Source organism: Streptomyces sp. NPDC107498 (genome assembly GCF_055582805.1).
In genome coordinates, this window is the sequence record NZ_JBVJPE010000007.1 from 228,011 (window position 1) to 242,942 (window position 14,932).

At 73.3% G+C, this 14,932-nt stretch carries 18 protein-coding genes; 16 read left to right on the forward strand and 2 right to left on the reverse strand.

What is annotated here, in order from left to right; genetic code table 11:
* Positions 1–2: 2 nt before the first annotated feature.
* Positions 3–1,616 (reverse strand): oxidoreductase, encoded by a 1,614-nt coding sequence (locus ACZ66Z_RS15380; protein ID WP_469934461.1) that lies wholly within the window; start codon positions 1,614–1,616, stop codon positions 3–5.
* A 216-nt stretch (positions 1,617–1,832) separates the two neighbouring features.
* On the opposite strand from ACZ66Z_RS15380, the gene hisD reads away from it, so the two are divergent.
* The 10 genes from hisD (at position 1,833) to ACZ66Z_RS15430 (ending at position 9,507) form a co-directional block, all read left to right on the forward strand.
* Complete coding sequence (gene hisD / locus ACZ66Z_RS15385) at positions 1,833–3,176, forward strand: histidinol dehydrogenase (protein ID WP_469934462.1); 1,344 nt, start codon at positions 1,833–1,835, stop codon at positions 3,174–3,176.
* A complete protein-coding gene (locus ACZ66Z_RS15390; protein WP_469934463.1) occupies positions 3,173–4,285 on the forward strand; it encodes a histidinol-phosphate transaminase in 1,113 nt (370 codons plus the stop codon). Before hisD ends, ACZ66Z_RS15390 begins: the two co-directional genes overlap by 4 nt.
* On the forward strand, positions 4,282–4,875 hold the full coding sequence (gene hisB / locus ACZ66Z_RS15395; protein ID WP_030492957.1) for an imidazoleglycerol-phosphate dehydratase HisB: 594 nt from the start codon (positions 4,282–4,284) through the stop codon (positions 4,873–4,875). The genes ACZ66Z_RS15390 and hisB overlap by 4 nt, the downstream gene beginning before the upstream one ends.
* Positions 4,876–4,877: 2 nt before the next feature.
* The gene (locus ACZ66Z_RS15400) at positions 4,878–5,042 is read left to right on the forward strand and encodes a hypothetical protein (RefSeq protein ID WP_356906339.1); all 165 of its coding nucleotides are present in this window, start codon (positions 4,878–4,880) and stop codon (positions 5,040–5,042) included.
* Entirely contained in the window at positions 5,039–5,686 is a 648-nt protein-coding gene (hisH, locus tag ACZ66Z_RS15405; RefSeq protein WP_469934464.1) for an imidazole glycerol phosphate synthase subunit HisH, read from the forward strand. The genes ACZ66Z_RS15400 and hisH overlap by 4 nt, the downstream gene beginning before the upstream one ends.
* Positions 5,683–6,408 (forward strand): bifunctional 1-(5-phosphoribosyl)-5-((5-phosphoribosylamino)methylideneamino)imidazole-4-carboxamide isomerase/phosphoribosylanthranilate isomerase PriA, encoded by a 726-nt coding sequence (priA, locus tag ACZ66Z_RS15410; protein ID WP_469934465.1) that lies wholly within the window; start codon positions 5,683–5,685, stop codon positions 6,406–6,408. Before hisH ends, priA begins: the two co-directional genes overlap by 4 nt.
* The gene (locus tag ACZ66Z_RS15415; protein ID WP_469934466.1) at positions 6,405–6,815 is read left to right on the forward strand and encodes a RidA family protein; all 411 of its coding nucleotides are present in this window, start codon (positions 6,405–6,407) and stop codon (positions 6,813–6,815) included. The genes priA and ACZ66Z_RS15415 overlap by 4 nt, the downstream gene beginning before the upstream one ends.
* A complete protein-coding gene (gene hisF / locus ACZ66Z_RS15420; RefSeq protein WP_469934467.1) occupies positions 6,812–7,567 on the forward strand; it encodes an imidazole glycerol phosphate synthase subunit HisF in 756 nt (251 codons plus the stop codon). Before ACZ66Z_RS15415 ends, hisF begins: the two co-directional genes overlap by 4 nt.
* A gap of 129 nt (positions 7,568–7,696) precedes the next feature.
* A complete protein-coding gene (locus ACZ66Z_RS15425) occupies positions 7,697–8,284 on the forward strand; it encodes an ArsR/SmtB family transcription factor (RefSeq protein WP_469934468.1) in 588 nt (195 codons plus the stop codon).
* Positions 8,281–9,507 carry an MFS transporter gene (locus ACZ66Z_RS15430; protein WP_469934469.1) on the forward strand — a complete coding sequence of 409 codons (1,227 nt, stop codon included), beginning with the start codon at positions 8,281–8,283 and terminating at the stop codon, positions 9,505–9,507. Before ACZ66Z_RS15425 ends, ACZ66Z_RS15430 begins: the two co-directional genes overlap by 4 nt.
* 8 nt (positions 9,508–9,515) lie before the next feature.
* Here the strand turns inward: ACZ66Z_RS15430 and ACZ66Z_RS15435 are convergent, their stop codons facing one another.
* Positions 9,516–10,151, reverse strand: coding sequence for a TIGR03085 family metal-binding protein (locus tag ACZ66Z_RS15435; RefSeq protein ID WP_469934470.1), 636 nt, complete (start codon positions 10,149–10,151; stop codon positions 9,516–9,518).
* A gap of 83 nt (positions 10,152–10,234) precedes the next feature.
* Between ACZ66Z_RS15435 and hisI the strand changes: the two genes are divergently transcribed.
* The 6 genes from hisI to trpC all read left to right on the forward strand — a co-directional run bounded on the left by hisI (position 10,235) and on the right by trpC (position 14,925).
* Positions 10,235–10,603, forward strand: a complete 369-nt coding sequence (gene hisI, locus ACZ66Z_RS15440) for a phosphoribosyl-AMP cyclohydrolase (protein ID WP_469934471.1) — start codon at positions 10,235–10,237, stop codon at positions 10,601–10,603.
* A gap of 11 nt (positions 10,604–10,614) precedes the next feature.
* Positions 10,615–12,120 (forward strand): anthranilate synthase component I, encoded by a 1,506-nt coding sequence (locus ACZ66Z_RS15445; protein ID WP_469934472.1) that lies wholly within the window; start codon positions 10,615–10,617, stop codon positions 12,118–12,120.
* Positions 12,120–12,770: a TIGR02234 family membrane protein gene (locus ACZ66Z_RS15450; protein WP_469934473.1), complete on the forward strand. Its 651-nt coding sequence runs from the start codon at positions 12,120–12,122 to the stop codon at positions 12,768–12,770. Before ACZ66Z_RS15445 ends, ACZ66Z_RS15450 begins: the two co-directional genes overlap by 1 nt.
* Before the next feature lie 137 nt (positions 12,771–12,907).
* Positions 12,908–13,162, forward strand: a complete 255-nt coding sequence (locus ACZ66Z_RS15455) for an HGxxPAAW family protein (RefSeq protein ID WP_469934474.1) — start codon at positions 12,908–12,910, stop codon at positions 13,160–13,162.
* Positions 13,163–13,401: 239 nt separating this feature from the next.
* Positions 13,402–13,971: a DUF2752 domain-containing protein gene (locus tag ACZ66Z_RS15460; protein ID WP_469934475.1), complete on the forward strand. Its 570-nt coding sequence runs from the start codon at positions 13,402–13,404 to the stop codon at positions 13,969–13,971.
* A gap of 144 nt (positions 13,972–14,115) precedes the next feature.
* Positions 14,116–14,925 (forward strand): indole-3-glycerol phosphate synthase TrpC, encoded by an 810-nt coding sequence (gene trpC, locus ACZ66Z_RS15465; RefSeq protein ID WP_123451331.1) that lies wholly within the window; start codon positions 14,116–14,118, stop codon positions 14,923–14,925.
* Positions 14,926–14,932 lie beyond the last annotated feature (7 nt).

A 14,932-nucleotide genomic window follows, 5' to 3' on the forward strand; every position in this document is an offset into this window, starting at 1 on the left:
CCTCACCCCCTCCGCAGCAGCCGGGTCGCACCGGCCGCCACCGTCGTCGCCAGGATCCAGCCGAGCAGGATCAGCACCGCCGCCACCCACTGCCAGATGCCCTGGAGACGCCAGTACCCGTCCTGGCCCAGGGTGATCACGGGCAGCAGCAGGTCGAGCGCGTACAGCGTGCCGTTCCACTCGGGCCCCTCGCCCTCCTTCATCGGTATCGGGCGGTAGTGGGAGAAGACCACCGTGCCCGCCGCCCACAGCACGGCCATCCACAGCGCGGCGCGGCCCGGCCGGTAGCCGTACGCCACGGTCCAGTCCTGGACGTAGCCCCACAGCTTCCCCGCGATCGGCAGGGTCTCCCGCCGGCGCCGCTGCTTGGCGAGCAGCACCTCGCGGGCGTCCGCGTCCTCGCCGCTGCTCCGCAGGACCGTCGCGAGTCGCTCGTACGGCTCGGGGGCGTACTCCGGGGTCGCCGCCGCCACCCACTCCAGACGCCGGGCCAGCGGGAAGTGCCCGTACGGCACCAGGTTCTCGTAGGCGAAGCCGCCCATCGCGAGCCCGCCGGGCCCCGGCCAGCTGGTCGACAGGTCGATCAGGGTGACGACCTTGGCGCCGTTGAGCACCACGCGCCCCTCCTCCGGGCGCTCGCCGTTGAACCGCAGCTCCGGGGTCACGATCCGGCGCAGCGACACCTCGTCCCGCCGGGCGCCGTCCAGCAGGAAGCGGGCGTGGTGCAGGTCCACCGCGTCACCGAACCGGCCGTCGTCGAGCCGCACCCCGCCGTGGAACTCCACCGGCTTGCGCCGGGTGCCCTGGGCGGGCGTCACCCCGTACGGCGGAGTGGCCGTGGAGTTCCCCGTCCGGCCCGCGCTCCCCGTCTCCTCGTACACCCAGGCCGCGTTCAGATAGAGGGAGCGCTCCACCGTCAGCTGCGGAGCGTTCAGCGCGCGGCGGCCCTGCGCCCCGCGCAGCACGCTGCCCCGCAGGCTGAGCGAAACCCCGATCTTCGCCCCGCGCAGGCTCAGCTCCCCGTGGCTCTCGATCAGCTCGGCCTGGAGGTCCTGGGCGACCACCATCCCGTCCGCCGTGATCGCCCGCCCCCGCCGGTCCGGCCACACCTGGATCTGGTTGATCAGCAGGTCCGTGCCGATCTGCGCGTCCGTCAGCCGGATGCCGCGCCGCACCCGGCAGCGCGGCAGGTGCAGGTCCCCCTCCGTGTGCAGCCGGGCCGCCTCCAGGCGCGGCAGCGCGCACTCGACCATCCGCAGGGTGCCGAACCGGGCCTCGGGCAGCACCACCTCGTCGTCGAACCGGCAGCCGTGCAGCTCCACATAAGGCCCTATCGTCCCGCCCGCCAGGTCCAGCACGCCGACGATCCTGACCCCGCGCAGCTTCAGCGCGGCCACCCGCCCGGACCGGGCCACCGGCCCGTCGAGCAGCAGCAGCGCCACCACCTCGGCGCGGACGCTCCGCTCCTCCCCCCATGCCCACCCCCCGAAAGGGTCGTCCCGCTCCGCGATCCCCTCCGTCAGATCGCAGGTCCTGCCGATCCGGAACGCCCGCCACATGGCCCGCTCCGGACCCGTGAGACCGTCCGGCATTCCGTCCTCGTGCGGCTCGGTCACTGCCGCCCCCTCGCTTTCCACGATGCGCTCCCACGATTCCGTTCACCGGCGTTCGTGGATTCGTACAGCCGTTCTTCCCGCTGGGTGACGGGCTGAACGCTAACGGTCAGCTGTGGCGACAAGACGCCAGTGGGGCACGTATCAGTCACTGATTGGCATGTATCAGCTGTTGATACGGACGACCGGCGTCGGAGACCCGTCTGCGAGAATTGACCCGTGATCTCTCGAATCGATCTGCGCGGCGAGACCCTCCCCGAGGGCTCCGCCCTGCGCGACCTGCTGCCCCGTGCCGAGTTCGACGTGGAAGCCGCCCTGGAGAAGGTGCGGCCGATCTGCGAGGACGTCCGGCATCATGGCGCGGCCGCGGTGATCGACTACGGGGAGAAATTCGACGGCGTCCGCGTCCCGGGCCTCCGCGTCCCCGCCGAGGCGATCGCCCGCGCCCTCGACGAGCTCGACCCGGCCGTCCGCGCCGCCCTCGAGGAGTCCATCCGGCGCGCCCGGCTCGTCCACCGCGAGCAGCGCCGCACCACCCACACCACCCAGGTCGTCCCCGGCGGCACGGTCACCGAGAAGTGGATCCCGGTCGAGCGCGTCGGCCTGTACGTGCCGGGCGGCCGCTCCGTCTATCCGTCCTCCGTCGTGATGAACGTCGTCCCGGCCCAGGAGGCCGGCGTCGAGGGCGTGGCCATCGCCTCGCCCCCGCAGAAGGAGTTCGGCGGCCTTCCGCACCCGACGATCCTCGCCGCCTGCGCCCTGCTCGGCGTCGACGAGGTCTACGCCGCCGGCGGCGCCCAGGCCGTCGCCATGTTCGCGTACGGCACCGAGTCCACCGCCGACGAGCCCGGCTGCGCCCCCGTCAACCTGGTCACCGGCCCCGGCAACATCTACGTGGCCGCCGCCAAGCGCCTCCTCAAGGGCCGCATCGGCATCGACGCCGAGGCCGGCCCCACCGAGATCGCGATCCTCGCGGACTCCACCGCCGACCCGGTGCACGTCGCCGCCGACCTCGTCAGCCAGGCCGAGCACGACCCGATGGCCGCCTCCGTCCTCGTCACCGACTCGGACGAGCTGGCCGCCGCCACCGAGGCCGAGCTGAAGGCCCAGGTCGCCGCCTCCAAGCACGTCGACGACCGGATCGTCCCGGCCCTGGCCGGCCGCCAGTCCGCGATCGTCCTCGTCCGCGACCTCGCCGACGGCCTCAAGGTCGTCGACGCGTACGGCGCCGAGCACCTGGAGATCCAGACCGCCGACGCCGCCGCCGTCGCCGACCGCGTCCGCAACGCCGGCGCGATCTTCGTCGGCCCCTGGGCCCCGGTCTCGCTCGGCGACTACTGCGCGGGCTCCAACCACGTCCTGCCCACCGGCGGCTGCGCCTGCCACTCCTCGGGCCTCTCCGTGCAGTCCTTCCTGCGCGGCGTGCACATCGTGGACTACACGCGCGACGCCCTCGCGGACGTCGCCCACCACGTCGTCACCCTCGCGGAGGCCGAGGACCTCCCGGCCCACGGCGCCGCCGTCAAGGCCCGTTTCGGTGGGAAGGTGCCGGAGGGCAAGTGAGCCAGATCAAGATCGACGACCTGCCCGTCCGGGACGAGCTGCGCGGCCAGTCCCCCTACGGCGCCCCCCAGCTCGACGTGCCCGTCCAGCTGAACACCAACGAGAACCCCTATCCGCTGCCCGAGCCCCTGGTGGCCCGGATCGCGGAGCGGGTCGCCGAGGCCGCCCGCGGCCTCAACCGCTACCCCGACCGGGACGCGATCGAGCTCCGCACCGAGCTGGCCCGCTATCTCACCCGCACCGGGAAGCACCCGGTCGACGTCGGGAACGTCTGGGCGGCCAACGGCTCCAACGAGGTCCTCCAGCAGCTGCTGCAGACCTTCGGCGGCCCCGGCCGCACCGCGATCGGCTTCGAGCCCTCGTACTCGATGCACGCCCTGATCGCCCGCGGCACCGGCACCGGCTGGATCTCCGGCCCGCGGAACGAGGACTTCACGATCGACGTCGAGGCGGCCGTCCGGGCCATCGCCGAGAACGCGCCGGACGTCGTCTTCGTCACCTCCCCGAACAACCCCACCGGCACCGCGGTCGCGGCCGACACGGTCCTCGCCCTGTACGAGGCGGCCCAGGCGGCCAAGCCCTCGATGGTGGTCGTGGACGAGGCGTACGTGGAGTTCAGCCACCGCGACTCGCTGCTGCCGCTCCTGGAGGGCCGCCCGCACCTGGTGGTCTCCCGGACGATGTCCAAGGCCTTCGGCGCCGCGGGCCTCCGCCTCGGCTACCTCGCCGCCGCCCCGGCCGTGGTCGACGCCGTGCAGCTGGTCCGCCTGCCGTACCACCTCTCGGCCGTCACCCAGGCCACCGCGCTCGCCGCCCTGGAGCACACCGACACCCTCCTCGGGTACGTCGAGCAGCTCAAGGCCGAGCGCGACCGGCTCGTCGCCGAACTGCGGGCGATCGGCTACGAGGTCACCCCCTCCGACGCCAACTTCGTGCAGTTCGGGAAGTTCCCCGACGCGCACGCGGCCTGGCGGAAGATCCTCGACCGGGGCGTCCTGGTCCGGGACAACGGCGTACCCGGCTGGCTGCGGGTCACCGCCGGCACCCCCGAAGAGAACGACGCGTTCCTCGACGCGGTCCGTGAACTGATGAAGGAGCAGGAACGATGAGCCGCGTAGGCCGCGTTGAGCGCACCACCAAGGAGACCTCCGTCGTCGTCGAGATCGACCTCGACGGCACCGGAAAGGTCGACGTGTCGACCGGGGTCGGCTTCTACGACCACATGCTCGACCAGCTCGGCCGGCACGGGCTCTTCGACCTGACGGTCAAGACCGACGGCGACCTGCACATCGACTCGCACCACACCATCGAGGACACCGCCCTCGCCCTGGGCGCCGCCTTCAAGCAGGCCCTCGGCGACAAGGTCGGCATCTACCGCTTCGGCAACTGCACCGTCCCGCTGGACGAGTCGCTCGCCCAGGTCACCGTCGACCTCTCCGGCCGCCCGTACCTCGTGCACACCGAGCCCGAGAACATGGCGCCGATGATCGGCTCGTACGACACGACGATGACCCGGCACATCCTGGAGTCCTTCGTCGCCCAGGCCCAGATCGCGCTGCACGTCCACGTGCCGTACGGCCGCAACGCCCACCACATCGTGGAGTGCCAGTTCAAGGCGCTGGCCCGCGCGCTGCGCTACGCCTCCGAGCGCGACCCGCGCGCCGCCGGCATCCTCCCCTCCACGAAGGGCGCGCTCTAGCAGTGAACGGCCTCTCCAGCATCCTGATCCTCGTCGGGCTCTTCCTGCTCGGCGGCATCTACTCCTTCGTCAAGCAGCAGATGCCCAAGAGCCTGATCGTGCTCCTCTCCATCGGTGCCGCGATGTGCCTCTCCGCCGGCGTGCTGCGCCTGGAGGTGTGGGCATGAGCACGACGTCCCCGAAGAAGGTCGTCGTCTTCGACTACGGCTTCGGCAACGTGCGCTCCGCCGAGCGCGCGCTCGCCCGGGTCGGCGCCGACGTCGAGATCACCCGCGACTACGACAGGGCGATGAACGCCGACGGGCTCCTCGTCCCCGGCGTCGGCGCCTTCTCCGCCTGCATGCAGGGACTCAAGGAGGCCCGCGGCGACTGGATCATCGGCCGCAGGCTCTCCGGCGGCCGCCCGGTCATGGGCATCTGCGTCGGCATGCAGATCCTCTTCGCCCAGGGCATCGAGCACGGCGTGGAGACCGAGGGCCTCGACGAGTGGCCCGGCACGGTCGAGCCGCTGAACGCCCCCGTCGTCCCCCACATGGGCTGGAACACGGTCGACGCGCCCGCCGACACCCAGCTGTTCGCGGGGCTCGACGCCGACGCCCGGTACTACTTCGTGCACTCCTACGCGGTGCGCGAGTGGACCCTGGAGGTCGGCAACCCCAACATCCGCGCCCCCAAGGTCACCTGGGCCACCCACGGCGAGCCCTTCGTCGCGGCCGTGGAGAACGGCGCCCTGTGGGCGACCCAGTTCCACCCCGAGAAGTCCGGCGACGCCGGAGCCCAGCTCCTCACCAACTGGATCGGAACCCTGTGAGCACTCTCGAACTCCTCCCCGCCGTCGACGTCCGCGACGGCCAGGCCGTCCGGCTCGTCCACGGCGAGTCCGGCAGCGAGACCTCCTACGGCTCTCCGCTGGAGGCCGCCCTGGCCTGGCAGCGCGCCGGCGCCGAGTGGCTCCACCTGGTCGACCTGGACGCCGCCTTCGGCACCGGCGACAACCGCGACCTGGTCCGCCGGGTCACCGAGGCCATGGACATCAAGGTGGAGCTCTCCGGCGGCATCCGCGACGACGCCTCGCTCGCCGCCGCCCTCGCCACCGGCTGCACCCGCGTCAACCTCGGCACCGCCGCCCTGGAGACCCCCGAGTGGGTCGCGAAGGTCATCGCCGAGTTCGGCGACAGGATCGCCGTCGGCCTCGACGTGCGCGGCACGACCCTGCGCGGCCGCGGCTGGACCCGCGACGGCGGCGACCTGTACGAGACGCTGGCCCGCCTCGACTCCGAGGGGTGCTCCCGGTACGTCGTCACCGACATCGCCAAGGACGGCACCCTCCAGGGCCCCAACCTGGAGCTCCTGAAGAACGTCTGCGCGGCCACCGACAAGCCCGTCGTCGCCTCCGGCGGCGTGTCCTCCCTGGACGACCTGCGGGCCCTGTCCGGCCTCGTCCCGCTGGGCGTCGAGGGCGCGATCGTCGGCAAGGCGCTGTACGCCGAGGCCTTCACCCTCGAAGAGGCGCTCGCGGCGGTGGCGTCGTGACCTCGGAGATCCAGGGCGAGGTCCGCAAGGTCGTCACCGGCGCTCCCTGGGAGGAGCAGTTCGGCTACTCCCGCGCGGTCGAGCTGCCGAACGGCACGGTCCTGGTCTCCGGCTGCACGTCGGTGGTCGGCGGTCAGATCGCCGGGGGAGGCCCGTACGAACAGGCGATCAACTCCTTCAACGTGGCCTTCGACGCGCTGAAGAAGCTGGGCCTGGGCGCCGAGCACGTCGTACGGACCCGGATGTACATCACGCACGCCCGGGACGTGGACGAGGTCGGCCGCGCCCACAAGGAGCTGTTCGACGCCGTCCGCCCCGCCGCCTCCATGATCATCGTCTCCGGCTTCGTCGACCCGAGCCTGGTCGTCGAGGTCGAGGTCGAGGCCTACAGGGGTGACGCCGCATGAGCCTCGCCGTACGCGTGATCCCCTGCCTGGACGTGGACAACGGCCGGGTCGTCAAGGGCGTCAACTTCCAGAACCTGCGGGACGCGGGCGATCCCGTCGAGATGGCCAAGCTGTACGACGCCGAGGGCGCCGACGAGCTGACCTTCCTCGACATCACCGCCTCCTCCGGCAACCGGGAGACCACCTACGACGTGGTGCGCCGCACCGCCGAGCAGGTCTTCATCCCGCTCACGGTCGGCGGCGGCGTCCGCGCGGCCGAGGACGTCGACAAGCTGCTGCGGGCCGGCGCCGACAAGGTGGGCGTCAACACCGCCGCCATCGAGCGCCCCGAGCTGATCCAGGAGATCGCGGAGCGCTTCGGCCGGCAGGTGCTCGTCCTGTCCGTGGACGCGCGCCGCACCGCCTCGGGTTCCTTCGAGGTGACGACGCACGGCGGCCGCAAGGGCACCGGCATCGACGCCGTCGAATGGGCCCACCGGGCCGCCGAGCTGGGCGCGGGCGAGATCCTGCTCAACTCGATGGACGCCGACGGCACGAAGGACGGCTACGACACCGAGATGATCGCGGCCGTGCGCAAGCACGTGACGGTGCCGGTGATCGCCTCCGGCGGCGCCGGCAAGCTCGCCGACTTCCCGCCGGCCGTGGCGGCGGGCGCGGACGCGGTGCTCGCGGCCTCCGTCTTCCACTTCGGCGACCTGCGGATCTCGCAGGTCAAGGACACGCTGCGGGAGGCGGGCCACCCGGTCCGCTGACCGGGGGATCCGCTTCTGTTCCGCTCCTGGGAAGGGCCCCTCCGGGGGCCCTTCCCCTTTCCCGGATGCGCAGGATCATTTGTGCAATTTTCATTGCGCAACTTTTCTTTCGCATCTACGGTCGTGGACATGACCTCGTCGGAGAACCGCCGGATCACCGATCTCGGCACCCTCAAAGCCATCGCGCACCCGCTGCGGATGCGCCTCTACCGCGCCCTGCACGTGACCCGCACCGCCACCGCCTCCCAGCTCGCCGAGCAGGTCGACGAAGCCGTGTCACTGGTCAGCTACCACCTGCGCAAGCTCGCCGAGCACGGCCTCATCGAGGAGGCCGAGGCCCGGTCGGCGGACGGCCGGGAGCGCTGGTGGCAGCCCGGCTCGTACGGGTTCAGCATCCACGACGAGGACGTCCGCGACGCCCCGGAGCTCGCCGCGGCCACCGCCGCCTTCGGCCGTACCGTCGACGAACAGCGCACCGAGCTCCACCGCCGCTTCCTCGACGAGCGCCTCACCTGGTCCGACGAATGGCGCTCCGCCTCCATCAGCTCCGAATGGCTCCCGCGCCTCACCGCCGCCGAACTCGCCTCCCTCGGCAAGGAGCTCGACGCGCTCCTCAGGACGTACGACCAGCGGGCCCGCGCCGCCGAGGCCGCCGGCGACACCGAGGGCCGCGAGAACGTCGCCGTCCACCTCCACGGCTTCCCCTACCGCACGTGACCGCCGTCGTCGCCCCCGCGGCGGCCCACCGCGACCCCCAGGTCCTGCGCTGGCTCGGTGCCTACACCGCCTCCACGCTCGGCGACAGCGTCTACCACCTCGGGCTCTCCTGGACCGCCGTCAGCAGCGGCACCCCCGCCCAGGCCGGACTCGTCATGGCCGTCTCCGCCGTGCCCCGCGCGCTGCTCATGCTCGGCGGGGGAGTCGTCGCCGACCGCCTCGGCCCCCGCCGGGTCGTCATCGCCTCCGACGCCGTCCGCGCCCTGGTCGTCCTCGGCCTGGCCGCGACCCTCTTCCTCGTCTCGCCCGGCCCGTGGGCGCTCGCCGCCGTCGCCCTCGTCTTCGGCGTCGTCGACGCCCTCTTCCTGCCCGCCGTCGGCGCCCTGCCGCCCCGCGTCGCCGAACGCGACCAACTCGCCCGGGTCCAGGGCATGCGCGGCCTCTCGTACCGCCTCGGATCCGTCCTCGGCGGCCCGCTCGGCGGTCTCGCCGTCGCCCTCGGCGGCCCGGCCTCCGCCTTCGGGGTCGCCGGACTGCTCTTCGCCCTCTCCGTGCCCCTGCTGAGCGCGCTCCGCCTCCGCCCGCTGCCCGACGCCGACGGGGCCCGCGACGGCACCGCCCTGCGCGACCTCGCCGACGGACTGCGCTACCTGCGCGGGCACCGCGTCCTGGGCCCGCTGATGATCGTCGTGCTCCTCGGCGACCTCGGCTTCGTCGGCCCCTTCAACGTCGGCCTCGCCCTCCTGTCCGAGCACCGCGGCTGGGGCGCCTCCGGCATCGGCTGGATCCTCGCCGGCTTCGGCACGGGCGCGGGCGCCGCCTCGCTGCTCCTGACCGTCCGGGGACGCGTCCCGCGCGCCGGAGCCGTCAGCGGCTGGACCATGATGCTGGGCGCCGTCTCCCTCGGCGCCCTCGCCACCACCTCGCACCTGCCCGTCGCGGTCGCCCTGGCCCTGGCCGTCGGCCTGCTCGCCGGACTCTCCGGGGCGCTGTGCAACGCCCTCGTCCAGACCGAGTGCGACCCCGCTTACCTCGGCCGGGTCAGCGCCGTGTCCAGCCTGCTCTCGCTCGGCATCGCACCGCTCGGCTTCCCGCTCACGGGCGCGGCGACCGAGCTGTGGGGCCTCGGACCGGTGTACGCCGTGAGCGCGGCCGTCTGCGCCCTCGCGGGCGCCTACAGCCTCCTGGTCCCGGCCGTGAGGCGCGCCGAACTGCCCCGCTGAGCCGCTGGTCAGATCCCGAGCTGCTTCGTCTCCCGCAGCCGCTCGATCGCCTCCGGCTCGCCCTCCAGGGCCACCTTCGCCGTGTCCTGACGGCCGTGCAGGTACATCACCAGCTCGCCCGGCTCCCCGGAGGCCGTCACCACCGGGGTGCCGCGGTGGGCGACCACCGTCTGGCCGTTCGGACGGCGCAGCACCAGGCCCACCGGGGCCTTGCGGCCGAGGATCCGGGCCATCCGCTCCAGACGGGACCAGAGGACGTCCGCGAACACCGGGTCGAGCTCCCGCGCCGACCAGTCGGACTGGGCCCGCCGGACGTCCTCCGCGTGCACGTAGAACTCGACGACGTTCGCCCCCTCGTCCACCTGCTTGATGGTGAACGGCGAGAACCGCGGCGGACCCGTACGGATGAGCTGGATCAACTCCTCGTACGGTTTGTCGGCGAACTCCGCCTGCACCCGGTCGAGCCGCTCCTTCAGCACCGGCACGAGGGAACCCGCCGCCGCGTCCGGACGCCGCTCCCGCACCACCACGTGGGCCGCGAGGTCCCGGGTCCGCCAGCCCTCGCAGAGCGTCGGGGCGTCCGGGCCCGCCGCCTCCAACAGATCGGCGAGCAGAAGCCGTTCACGTTTCGCATGGGTCGACATGTCCGCCAGCGTACGACCGGGGCGCGCGGTCCGCCCAGTGGACGCCCGGCCGGACCCCGCCCGGAGCGCGGCACAATGACCCCATGAGCAGCACGCCCCGGACCCCCAGCGACCTCGATCCGGCCATCGCCGCCCGCCTCAAGCGCAGCCCCGACGGCCTGGTCCCCGCCATCGCCCAGCAGTACGACACGGGCGAGGTGCTGATGATGGGCTGGATGGACGACGAGGCCCTCCACCGCACCCTCACCACTGGCCGTTGCACCTACTGGTCCCGCAGCCGGGGCGAGTACTGGGTCAAGGGCGACACCTCCGGACACGTCCAGCACGTCAGGTCCGTCGCCCTCGACTGCGACGCCGACACCCTCCTCGTCAAGGTCGACCAGGTCGGCGCCGCCTGCCACACCGGCACCCGCACCTGCTTCGACTCCGACGTGCTCCCCGTATCCCAGTAAGGTCCGGTGCCATGGATCTCGAGACCTTCCGCAAGCTGGCGGCAGACCGCCGCGTCATCCCCGTCAGCCGCAGGCTCCTCGCGGACGGCGACACCCCGGTCGGGCTCTACCGCAAGCTCGCCGCAGAACGCCCCGGGACCTTCCTCCTCGAATCCGCGGAGAACGGCCGCAGCTGGTCCCGCTACTCCTTCATCGGCGTCCGCAGCGACGCGACCCTGACGGTCGCGGACGGGCAGGCGCACTGGCTGGGCACCCCGCCCGTCGGCGTCCCCACGGACGGCGACCCGCTGGCCGCCCTGCGCGCCACCGTGGAGGCCCTCCACACCCCGCGCGACCTCGCGTCCGGCATGCCGCCGTTCACCGGCGGCATGGTCGGCTACCTCGGCTACGACATCGTCCGCCGCCTGGAGAAGATCGGCGAGCACGGCCGCGACGACCTGGAACTCCCCGAGCTGACCATGCTCCTCACCAGCGACCTCGCGGTCCTCGACCACTGGGACGGCTCGGTCCTGCTGATCGCCAACGCGATCAACCACAACGACCTGGAGACCGGCGTCGACGAGGCGTACGCGCACGCCGTCGCCCGCCTCGACGCGATGGAGGCCGACCTGGCCCGCCCCGTCGCCACCGCCCCCGTCGCCCTGCCGGACTCCGCCCTGCCCGAGTTCTCGGCCCTCTGGGGCGGACCGGCCTACCAGGACGCCGTCGAGGACGTCAAGGAGCGCATCCGGGCGGGGGAGGCCTTCCAGGTCGTGCCCTCGCAGCGCTTCGAGACCCCCTGCGCCGCCTCCGCGCTCGACGTGTACCGGGTCCTGCGGGCCACCAACCCGTCCCCGTACATGTACCTCTTCCGCTTCGAGAACGGCTTCGACGTCGTCGGCTCCTCGCCCGAGGCCCTCGTCAAGGTCGAGGACGGGCGGGCGATGCTCCACCCCATCGCCGGCACCCGGCACCGCGGCGCCACCCCGCAGGAGGACCACGACCTCGCCGAGGAACTGCTCGCCGACCCCAAGGAGCGCGCCGAGCACCTCATGCTCGTCGACCTCGGCCGCAACGACCTCGGCCGGGTCTGCGCGCCCGGCTCCGTGGAAGTCGTCGACTTCATGTCGATCGAGCGCTACTCGCACGTCATGCACATCGTCTCCACCGTCACCGGCGCGGTCGCCGAGGGCCGGACCGCCTTCGACGTCCTCACCGCCTGCTTCCCCGCCGGCACCCTCTCCGGCGCGCCCAAGCCCCGCGCCATGCAGATCATCGAGGAGCTCGAACCCTCCCGGCGCGGCCTCTACGGCGGATGTGTCGGTTATCTCGACTTCGCCGGAGACGCCGACACCGCCATCGCCATCCGCACCGCCCTGCTCCGCGACGGAACGGCGTACGTGCAGGCCGGAGCCGGTGTCGTCGCCGACTCCGACCCGGTCGCCGAGGACAACGAGTGCCGCAACAAGGCCGCGGCCGTGCTCCGCGCCGTCCACACCGCCAACCGGATGAACGGCAGCCGAGCACGTAGGGGATAGTGGGGTACGTGAGTGCCGTACCCGTACCCCAGCCCCGGGCCGCCCGCGCGGCCGTCCCCACCGGCGGCCGCCGCAGCCTGGCCGCGGCCCTCCTCCTCGGCGCCCTCGGCGCCACCGTCGTCCTGCTCTCCGCCGGCCAGATCTGGGCGGAGGGCACCGCGTCCGTCGGCGGCGGCAGCGTCCCCGTCGAGGCCGACGGCGGCACCGTCACCGGCGTGCCGACCGCCCTCGCGATCGTCGGCCTCGCCGCGCTCTTCGCCGTCTTCGCCGTCCGCCGCACCGGGCGCACGCTCGTCGCCGCGCTCCTCGCGCTCAGCGGCGCGGGCGCCGCGCTCGCCGCGCTCCTCGGCGCCTCCGACAGCGCCGCGCTCGACGCCGAGGCCGCCCGCATCAGCGGCGACACCGCCGCCGCCGTCGCCGGCCTCACCCACACCGTCTGGCCGTACGTGACGGCCGCGGGCGCCCTCCTCATCCTGCTCGCCGGCCTCTTCGCCCTCCGCTTCGGCAAGAACTGGCCGGCGATGGGCGGCCGCTACGAGCGCTCCGGCGCCCCGCGCGCCGGCCGCAGGGCCCCCACGACCGACCCCGACCGGCCCGAGGACCTCTGGAAGGCCCTGGACCGCGGCGAGGACCCGACGCAGGCGACGTGAGCGGGGAGCCCCGCCGCGACGCGTGATCGTCCCGGCACCCCCGATTCATCCTCGCGCGCCCGCGTACGGGACAATGAGCGCCGAGTGTCCGCGCACGCGAGACCTCACCATCGAGCAACTGCAACGAGGAGCAACTCATGGCGGGCAGCGCCCACGGACACACCCCGGCCGCCTGGACCGGTGTCATCATCTCCTTCATCGGCTTCTGCATCGCCGGCGTCTTCATGGTGGCCGCCAACGTGCCCGGTTTCTGGGCCGGCATGGGCGTCATCGTCCTCGGCGGCATCGTCGGCGGCGCGATGAAGGCGGCGGGCCTCGGCATGCCGAAGGAGTCCGCCGACGTCGCCGCCGCCCGCGAGGCCGCGACCACGACCGCCCGGGCCCGCGCCTGACGCGACACGACGCACCCGGGGGCGCAGTCCGGCACCGCCGGACTGCGCCCCCGCGCGTCAGGGGCGAGAATCACCGCGTGGACGCGCAGCCGACGGCCGGAGCCGAGACCGACGATTCCCCCACCCGCCCGGGTGAACCCACCCGACCGAATGCCACGGCACCACCGGAGCCGCACGCGCCGCCACGAGAAACCGCGGCGCCGGGGGCCGCGGTGCCGACCGCGCCGCAGGGAGCCGTGATGCCGACCGTGCCGCCGGGAACCGTGGTGCAGCCCCCCGTGCCGCAGGGGGCCGCCGTGCCGCAGGGGGTCCCCGTGCCGCAGGGGGCCGCCGTGCCGCCGGAGGCGTCCGTGTCCCGTGGGCCCGCCCCTTGGCCCGGGGGGTACGCACCGGCCCCGCCGCCCCCCGCGCGGTCGCTCGGGCGGCGGCTGGTGCCGCCCGTCGCCACCCTCGCCGGGGTCGTCGCCGCGTTCGCCTACGTCGGGGCCGTCGACCCCAACGAACCCGGGCACTACCCCGTCTGCCCGCTGCTCCGCTTCACCGGCGTCTACTGCCCCGGCTGCGGCGGGCTCCGCAGCGCCCACGCCTTCGCCCACGGCGACCTCCCGGCCGCCCTCGGCGCCAACGCCCTCGCCGTCGTCGGCTACGGCGTCTTCGCCGTCGTCATGGCCGTATGGCTGGTTCGCGCCGTCCGCGGAGTGCCCATGCGCCTCGCGGTCCCCCCGGCCCTGTGGTGGGGGACCGGAGCCGTCCTCGCCCTCTTCACCCTGGTCCGGAACCTCCCCTTCGGCTCCGCGCTGGCCCCCTGAGGGCCTGCCCAAATCCCACCGGGAGTCCCAGCAGGTGGGATGCGAATCCGGTCGATGCGAATCCCGGGCCGTCCTGCGGATAGGATCGAAGTGGCTGAACCCGGTTCATCAACACCGTCACCGTCCCGGAAGGGGGCCCCTCGCGTGAGTGTGCTCGACGAGATCATCGAAGGCGTGCGCGCCGACCTCGCAGAGCGGCAGGCGCGGGTCACCCTCGACGAGCTCAAGGAGCGCGCCGCAAAGGCGCCGCAGGCCAAGGACGGCGTCGCCGCACTGCGCGGGGACGGCGTCAAGGTGATCTGCGAGGTCAAGCGCTCCAGCCCGTCCAAGGGCGCGCTCGCCGCGATCGCCGACCCGGCCGGACTCGCCGCGGACTACGAGGCGGGCGGCGCCGCCGTCATCTCCGTCCTCACCGAACAGCGCCGCTTCGGCGGCTCGCTCGCCGACCTGGAGGCCGTCCGCGCCCGGGTCGACATCCCCGTGCTGCGCAAGGACTTCATCGTCACCGCGTACCAGCTCTGGGAGGCACGGGCGTACGGAGCGGATCTCGCGCTCCTCATCGTCGCCGCCCTGGAGCAGGAGGCGCTGGTCTCCCTCATCGAACGCGCCGAGTCCATCGGGCTGACCCCGCTGGTCGAGGTGCACGACGAGGAGGAGGTCGAGCGCGCCGTCGACGCGGGTGCCCGCATCATCGGCGTCAACGCGCGCAACCTCAAGACCCTCAAGGTCGACCGCTCGACCTTCGAGCGCGTCGCCCCCGAGATCCCCGCGCACATCGTCAAGGTCGCCGAATCCGGCGTCCGCGGCCCGCACGACCTCATCGCCTACGCCAACGCGGGCGCCGACGCGGTCCTCGTCGGCGAGTCCCTCGTCACCGGCCGCGACCCGAAGGCCGCCGTCGCCGACCTCGTCGCCGCCGGCGCCCACCCGGCGCTCCGCCACGGCCGGAGCTGACCGGACC

Coding starts and splice junctions, on each gene's coding strand:
- hisF (WP_469934467.1), top strand. CDS start 6,812: ATGAGCCTCGCCGTACGCGTGATCCCCTGCCTGGACGTGGACAACGGC.
- ACZ66Z_RS15460 (WP_469934475.1), top strand. CDS start 13,402: ATGCCGACCGTGCCGCCGGGAACCGTGGTGCAGCCCCCCGTGCCGCAG.
- ACZ66Z_RS15455 (WP_469934474.1), top strand. CDS start 12,908: ATGGCGGGCAGCGCCCACGGACACACCCCGGCCGCCTGGACCGGTGTC.
- hisI (WP_469934471.1), top strand. CDS start 10,235: ATGAGCAGCACGCCCCGGACCCCCAGCGACCTCGATCCGGCCATCGCC.
- ACZ66Z_RS15445 (WP_469934472.1), top strand. CDS start 10,615: ATGGATCTCGAGACCTTCCGCAAGCTGGCGGCAGACCGCCGCGTCATC.
- hisH (WP_469934464.1), top strand. CDS start 5,039: ATGAGCACGACGTCCCCGAAGAAGGTCGTCGTCTTCGACTACGGCTTC.
- ACZ66Z_RS15425 (WP_469934468.1), top strand. CDS start 7,697: ATGACCTCGTCGGAGAACCGCCGGATCACCGATCTCGGCACCCTCAAA.
- ACZ66Z_RS15435 (WP_469934470.1), bottom strand. CDS start 10,151: ATGTCGACCCATGCGAAACGTGAACGGCTTCTGCTCGCCGATCTGTTG.
- hisB (WP_030492957.1), top strand. CDS start 4,282: ATGAGCCGCGTAGGCCGCGTTGAGCGCACCACCAAGGAGACCTCCGTC.